Raw genomic sequence first — 5,785 nt, forward strand, 5'->3', positions numbered from 1 at the left:
TGCGGTGCGACCGGGAAGAAGACCGCCGCCGGTCGTCGGGCCAGGCGGCCCGCTCCAGGCGACTCGACCGACTATAGCCGCCCGACTCGGAAGCGCAAACCCGCCCGGCCGTGAGCTGGACGACACCCGCCGTTCACCCCGCCCTGCTCACCCCACCGGCTGCCCCACCCGCTCGGCGAGGAAGTCCTCCCAGGTGCGCGTGCCGACCGTGATCCCCTCGGTGACCAGGTTGTCGCCCGCCCGGTAGGCGCGGCCGACCCCGCCGGGCAGCCGGACCGGCAGCATCAGGCGGCGCTTGCCCGTCGCGTCGAGGTAGCCGCGCACCAGCTCCCCGATCCCGTACACCCGGGGACCCGCCATGTCGGGCACCCGTCCGGCGGGCGCCCCCAGGGCCAGCTCCGCGATGCGGTCGGCCACGTCGCGCGCGTCGACGGGCTGGAAGCGCAGGCCGCCCGGGACGGGCACGACGGGCAGCTTCGCCATCGCGCCGGCGGTCATCAGCACGAGGTCGTGGAACTGCGCGGCGCGCAGGACGGTCCACGGAACCCCGGAGTCGGCGATCGCCCGCTCGGCGTCGCGCTTGGCGGTGAAGTAGCCGAGCGGCATCCGGTCGGCGGCGACGACGGAGATGGTCAGCAGGTGCCGCACCCCGGCGCGCGCCGCCGCCCGGGCGAGGTTGGCGGCGGCCACGTCGTCCCCCTTGGCCCCGCCCGCCAGGTGGACGACGGTGTCCACGCCGTCCACCGCCGGTGCGATGCCCTCGTCCGCGCGCAGGTCACCGGTGAACCAGGTGGTGTCCGCGGTGGGGGCGTGCGGTCGGCGGCTCAGGACGCGGATCTCGCGCCCGCCACCGCGCAGCAGCGGGGTGACGAGGGTGCCGAGGCGTCCGGTGCCCCCGGTGACGAGAAGGGTGTGCGCCATGGTCATACTCCATTTCGGTCCGCCGGGCCGGTCGGCCGCGGCCGCCGCTCGGTGCGGCTCATCGGTATGAACCCGCTCGGCGGAAGGATGTGACACGGTGGCGGTGGGAGATCGGGTTGATCTGTCGGCGCGTTTCGAGGAGCACCGCCCGCGCCTGCGCGGCGTGGCCTACCGGATGCTGGGCTCGCTGGCGGAGGCCGACGACGCCCTCCAAGAGGCGTGGCTGCGCGCCGCCGGCGCCGATGTCTCGGAGGTCGAGAGCATCGAGGCGTGGCTGACCACGGTCGTCGGCCGCGTGTGCCTGAACATGCTGCGGTCGCGCGAGCGCCGGCGGGAGGACCCGCTCGATGTACACGTCCCCGATCCGGTGGTGAGTGGGATCGGCGGGCCGGACCCGGAGCAGGAGTCGCTGCTGGCGGACGCGGTCGGCCTGGCGCTGCTGGTGGTGCTGGACGAGTTGGCGCCGGTGGAGCGGGTGGTGTTCGTCCTGCACGACATGTTCGCGGTGCCGTTCGCGGAGATCGCCGACCTGGTCGACCGGTCGCCGGCCGCGACGCGGCAGATCGCGAGTCGGGCGCGCCGCCGCGTGCAGGGCCGGGCCCCGGCGCCGGACGCCGACCTCGCGGTGCAGCGCGCGGTGGTCGACGCGTTCTTCGCCGCCGCGCGGGAGGGGGACATCGACGGGCTCCTCGCGGTGCTGCACCCCGATGTGGTGCTGCGGTCGGACGGCGGTGCGTCCCGCGTCCGGTACACCGTGGCGGTGTCGGGTGGCCGGGACGTGGCGGAGCGGGCGGCGACGTTCACCCGGTTCGCGCCGTTCGTGCGGCCGGCGCTCGTCAACGGGGCGGCCGGGGTGGTGGTCGTGGCGGACGGGCGTCCGTTGTCGGTGATGGGGTTCGTCGTCGTGGCCGGCCGGATCGCGGCCATCGACGTGGTGGCCGACCCGGACCGGTTGCGCGGGTTGGACGCTTCGCTGTTCCGCGATTGACGGCGGGGCGGGGTGCCGTACGGCGCCCCGCCGCGTGCGCACCGGGTCAAGAATTCCGCGCCTCTTTTTGTCACTCGGATGACAAATGGGGGTGTGGATCTATTTCCTGGCCACCGCCGGCGTCGGGATTTCCGCTGCTGGAGCCCATTGATCGCGGAATCCGCCGCGCGTTCCGCCATCGGCGATTACACCTGCGGAGGAGGCGAAACAAAACCGCAACAGGGCTTGAAACCCGGTCTTCCGCATTTCATGATGTCGGCATTCCCACTGAAACGTGGTGACGGATTCCGGGCCCGGTGGCGATCTCGCCGCCGCCCCACCCCCGTCGCTTCGCACCGTGCACAGGCGCAGGCGGGTGCAGGCGGTTTCACCGACAGAGGAGGTATGTCGTGACGACCGAAATCCTGGAGTCCCCCGACGTCGAGGAGTCCGAGGAGGCCGGGCGCGGGCACACGAGCTGGCGCCGCTTCGCGCTGCTCACCGTGCCGGCCGCGGCGGGGGCGGGCGCGCTGCTGCTCGGCATCATGAACGGCGCCATCGCGGCGTCGTTCGCGGTGTCCGGCCAGCAGTTCAAGATCGCCGCCGACGAGATGTCGGGCGACGGCGTCGCCATCTACGGATCGCTCGACCAGGACCTGCGCGGAAACGTCCATCCGGTCGCCGTCGCGGCGATCGGCAGCGCCGAGATCGACTCGCTCTGCCAGTCGGTGCTCACCGAGTTCCCCATTCTGGGTGAGGTGTCGCTGAAACTGTCGGCGGGGACGGGCGGCACCCCGGTCGAGGCGACGAATCTCTTCATCGACATGTCGCAGATGGACGGCGACGCGTCGTTCACGGACATGGAGATCGGCCGCGACGCCTCCACCCTGGACCAGGGGCCCGAGGGCGGGCAGGGCATGCAGGACCTGTTCGGCATGCAGGGCGACACGATCGCGGTGAGCGACCTGGAGCAGACCGCGTGGGCGGCGAACGCGGGGACGTTCCGCCTGTCCGACCTGAGCCTGAGCGTGCGGCGCGGCGACGCCGAGTGCTTCTAGGCCGCTTCGGCGTACTCCGCCCGGCGCCGGCCGCACCCCGGCGCCGGGCTCCGCGACCGCGAGGGGAAGGACGGCCCGATGGGTGAGGGGAGTCGGGAGGCGCCGCGGCGCGTCTCCCTGCTGCGCCGGCTGTGGCGCCGGTTCCGGGCGTGGCGGCACCGCCGCCCGTTCCTGGGCGGGCTGCTGACGATGCTGTCGGGGGCGGTGATCTCGGCGCTGCCGCTGGCCCCGGCGACGGTGATGATCGCCCAGGGCATCGCGGGTGTGCCGTCGGTCCTCATCGGGGTGTTCCTCATGGCCCTGGGGATGATCGTGTGGGCGCAGCCGCGGCAGCGGACGATCGCGGGCGTGCTCACGGTGCTCGTCGGCCTGGCGGCGCTGGTCTTCTCCAACCTGGGCGGGTTCGTGGTGGGCAGCCTGCTGGCGTTCGTCGGCGGCGGGCTGATGTTCGCCTGGCAGCCCACCGCGCGGCCGCGCCGCCCGGCCCGGAGGCGGCGCGGCCGCCGGTCGGCGCGGCGGGGTGCCGAGGCGTCCGCCCCCGAGGCGCCGCCCCCGGTCGACGGCGGTCCCGCCGGGGTCGGGCCGCCGTCCGACGCCGCCGAGCGCCGCGCTCCCTGAGCGGCGATCCACCGACAGCCACGATCCACGATCTCTGCGCCGCCGACGGGGTCTCGTACCCGGCGCGTCGACCGGTCGGCGCAGTGCCCCATGACCGGAGACGGCCCGTTGTCCCGGGCGGTCCGGTCCCGCGCGCCCATGAAGGGAGTTCTCACACAATGCGGCGCACTCTTCTGTCGACGACCCCCACCTCCTCCTCCCCCCTCGCCCGGATGCTGCTCCGCGGCGGCCTGACCGCGGCCGGTGCGGTCGGCGCCCTGGCGTTGGCGGCCGGCCCCGCGCTCGCCGCCGACCCGACCACGGTCAGCCCGGCCGGCGCCTACTTCGCGGCGACCCTGTCCGGGTCGGCGACGTTCTCGGTCGGCGGCGTGACCGTCACCTGCAACGCGTCGACCACCGCCCCCACCAACCCCGTGGGGTCCAACGCGAACAACCAGGTGCCCGCCGCCAACACCAACCCGGACGGGACGGTGTCGGGCCCGATCAACCCGCCCTCCTTCACGAACTGCACGACGAGCCTGCCGCTGGTGAACGCGACGGTGACCACGTCGGGTGCGTGGACCATCCAGGCGCAGGGCGGCGCGTCGCCGACCGCGTCGCTGGTGCTGCCGCAGGCCGGCCTGGTGGTGCGGACGTCGGGTCTGGCGTCGTGCACGGCGACCGCGGCGCCGAACGGGCCGGCGGCGGTCACGGGCGACTGGACGAACGGCAGCCCGGCCGAGCTGGCGTTCGTGTCGGAGGCCACGCCGGTGAGCGTGGTGGGCGGGTTCGGCTGCCCGACCTCGGCGACGTCGTCGAACTTCACCGCGACCTATGACGTGGCGAACGTGAGCGACCCGAGCACGCCCATCTCCATCACCTGACCGGGTGCGGCGTTCCGCCGCCCCACGGAGGCCCCGGCCCGCCGCCGGGGCCTCCCCCCGTTGCGCGGGGTGGCCGCGGGGGCGCGGCTACAGTGCTCGGGTGCGAGGGAGCGAGGCGGCGGGCGGACCCGCGGGTGGCGGCGGGGCGCTGCGGGTCGGCGGCGCGGTGCTCGACGCGTCGCTGCTCATGCGGGTGGAGGACGGGGCGCGGCTCGGCGCGCTGGTGTGGGACGCCGGCCCGGGGTGGCGGATGCTGTCGTCGGGGGTGCTGGGCGGGGGCGTGGGGCCGCGGCGGTTCGTGGTGAACGCGCAGGTCTCCCATGGGTACCGGCGGATGGACCCGGACGCGCACCTGCGGGAGGTGGCGGCCCTGGCCGGGCTCTCGGGGGCGGGCGTGGGGTTGATGACGGCGGCCGATGTGCCGGCGGCGACCGCCTTCGCGGCCGACGGCGGGGTGGAGGCGCTGGCGACGGTCGCGATCGGGCGGCCCACGTGGGCGGCCGACGCGGCGGAGCTGGACGAGGCCCGGCTCGACCTGCCGCTGGCGGGGCAGGGGCCGGGGACGATCAACATCGTGGTGGCGGTGCCGGCGCGGCTGTCGGACACGGCGCTGGTGAACGCGGCGACGACGGTCGCCGAGGCGAAGGTGCAGGCGGTGCTGGAGGCGGGGTTCGCGTGCACGGGGACCGCGTCGGACGCGGTGTGCGTGGCGGTGCGGGCGGACGGCGCCGGGCCGGAGGAGGCGTTCGGCGGGCCGCGCTCCCGCTGGGGCGGCCGTATCGCGCGTGCGGTCCACGCTGCGGTCCGCGCGGGCGCGGAGGTCGACGCGCGGCGCCGCCGCACCTCCCCGGAGCCGTGGGAGCGGTGAGCGCGGCCCGTCCGTAGGGCGGGAGCGGCAGCGGGGCGGCGGCGCGCCGAGGAGGGGCCGCGTCGCGTTTGTCGACGCCCCGGGTGTGCGGCTGGTGTGCGGATCGCGTTCCGGTCCCACCGACCCCGCGTTCGACTACTGCAAGTGATCGATTTCGAGCCCTCGGAAACCATCCGTGTAGGAGAGGTCCCCTCGCCATGTCCGCGTTCCTGCGCCGCACCGCCGCCGCCCTCACCGCGGCCGCCGCTCTCACCCTGGTCGGCACCGCCCCCGCCTCGCCCTCGCCGAGGGGAACTCGGCCGAACCCGCCACCGAGGCCCACCGCGCCAACCCCCTGGTCCTGCTCTCCCCCGGCGCCCACGTCCAATCCGGCTCCTGCGACGCCGCCACGGAGCTGGAGCAGGAGCCGGGCATCAACAACTCCGGCAACGCCCTCGTGCTCTCCGCCGTCCTGGGCACCCAGGACGTCTGACACCCGCCGCCCCCCCCC

The 5,785-nt window shown here is 75.0% G+C and carries 6 protein-coding genes; 5 read left to right on the plus strand and 1 reads right to left on the minus strand.

The features are described 5' to 3' along the window. Positions 1–147: 147 nt before the first annotated feature. Positions 148–921 carry an SDR family oxidoreductase gene (locus NT8_RS26795; RefSeq protein WP_067975531.1) on the minus strand — a complete coding sequence of 258 codons (774 nt, stop codon included), beginning with the start codon at positions 919–921 and terminating at the stop codon, positions 148–150. A 103-nt stretch (positions 922–1,024) separates the two neighbouring features. On the opposite strand from NT8_RS26795, the gene NT8_RS26800 reads away from it, so the two are divergent. From NT8_RS26800 to NT8_RS26820, 5 genes are all read left to right on the plus strand, one after another. After that, on the plus strand, positions 1,025–1,909 hold the full coding sequence (locus tag NT8_RS26800; protein WP_084469315.1) for a sigma-70 family RNA polymerase sigma factor: 885 nt from the start codon (positions 1,025–1,027) through the stop codon (positions 1,907–1,909). 389 nt (positions 1,910–2,298) lie between these two features. Then, entirely contained in the window at positions 2,299–2,946 is a 648-nt protein-coding gene (locus tag NT8_RS26805) for a DUF6230 family protein (protein ID WP_245646351.1), read from the plus strand. A gap of 78 nt (positions 2,947–3,024) precedes the next feature. Next, on the plus strand, positions 3,025–3,564 hold the full coding sequence (locus NT8_RS26810) for a DUF6114 domain-containing protein (protein ID WP_084469314.1): 540 nt from the start codon (positions 3,025–3,027) through the stop codon (positions 3,562–3,564). Between the two features lie 158 nt (positions 3,565–3,722). Next, positions 3,723–4,427, plus strand: coding sequence for a hypothetical protein (locus NT8_RS26815; protein WP_369406316.1), 705 nt, complete (start codon positions 3,723–3,725; stop codon positions 4,425–4,427). Positions 4,428–4,614: 187 nt separating this feature from the next. Beyond that, positions 4,615–5,295, plus strand: coding sequence for an adenosylcobinamide amidohydrolase (locus tag NT8_RS26820; RefSeq protein ID WP_084469316.1), 681 nt, complete (start codon positions 4,615–4,617; stop codon positions 5,293–5,295). Positions 5,296–5,785 lie beyond the last annotated feature (490 nt).

Source organism: Nocardiopsis trehalosi NBRC 14201 (assembly GCF_001552555.1).
In the GTDB taxonomy this organism is placed as follows: domain Bacteria; phylum Actinomycetota; class Actinomycetes; order Streptosporangiales; family Streptosporangiaceae; genus Nocardiopsis_B; species Nocardiopsis_B trehalosi.